Genomic DNA, 1,092 nt, shown 5'->3' with positions numbered 1-1,092 from the left:
GACGCGGACGGGCGCTTCGTCGGGGTGGCGGGGCCGCTCGGGTCCGGGCCGACGACGACGCCGTCGTCCTCCCCCCGCCCGGTGTCGACGGGCTCGGTGGCCGGGGTGTCGCCGCCCGCGCCGGGGCTCTTCGGGATGACGCCCCTGCCGTCGGGGACGGTGTGGATCCCCCGGCTGTAGAACTCCAGCCAGTACCTGACCAGTCTCAGGTAGGCGCGCGAGTGGTTGTAGCTGAGGATCGCCCGGTCCAGGTCCGCGGCCCGGCCCAGGTCCCGGTCGCCCGCGCACAGGTAGTGTCCGGCCGCCAGGGCCGCGTCGAAGATGTTGTTCGGGTCCGAACGGCCGTCGCCGTTGCCGTCCGCGCCCCAGTGGGCCCAGGTGGACGGCAGGAACTGCATCGGTCCCACCGCGCGGTCGTAGACCGTGTCACCGTCGTGGGCGCCCCCGTCCGTGTCCCGGATCAGGGCGAACCCCCGGCCGTCGAGCGGCGGGCCGGTGATGCGGCCCCGCGTGGTGCCGTCCTCGTCGACCGCTCCGCCGCGCGCCTGGCCGGACTCGACCTTGCCGATCGCCGCGAGCAGTTCCCAGGGCAGCCGGCAGCCGGGGTCCGTCCTGCCGACGGAGGTCTCGGCGGCCCGGTAGGCACGCAGCACGGTGGCCGGGATGCCGGACTGGGACCGGAGGTCGCGGACGAGCGCCGGGGTCGCCGGACCACCGTCCCGCACCCTCAGGGGCGGGATCTCGGTGTGGTAGGAGCCGTCGCCCGGGGGCACGGGCCCGGCGTACGGTAAGCCCGCCGCCGTCGGCCTCCCGTCGTCGCCGGCCGCGGGGGCGGCGTGGGCGTCCTTCGTGTCCCGGGCGAGGCCGGGCGCCTGGGAGGCGGTGAGGGCCGCCACGGCCGTCACCGCGAGGGCGGTCGTCCGCAGTCTCCTGCGGGCCCGGCCGGGACGCCGGCGTCGTGCGCGTGCGCGGTGTGCGGACATGACGGTCACTCCTGTCGGATGCGGGGGTACGGGCGGTGCCGTGCGGGCGGTCGGGCATGAGGTCGGTCGCGGGGCGGCCGTGCGGCGGGGCGGCCGTGCGGTGGGGCGC

1 protein-coding gene is annotated in these 1,092 nt (G+C 77.4%); it reads right to left on the bottom strand.

The features are described from left to right. Positions 1-983, bottom strand: a 983-nt coding sequence (locus AOK18_RS29975; protein ID WP_055696333.1) for a lytic transglycosylase domain-containing protein, incomplete at its 3' end; no start/stop codon positions are given. Positions 984-1,092: the final 109 nt, after the last annotated feature.

This window comes from Streptomyces prasinopilosus (assembly GCF_001419695.1).
Lineage (GTDB): Bacteria > Actinomycetota > Actinomycetes > Streptomycetales > Streptomycetaceae > Streptomyces > Streptomyces prasinopilosus.
Note: the sequence above shows the minus strand (reverse complement) of the source record. Positions and strands in the feature narration are given on the sequence as shown.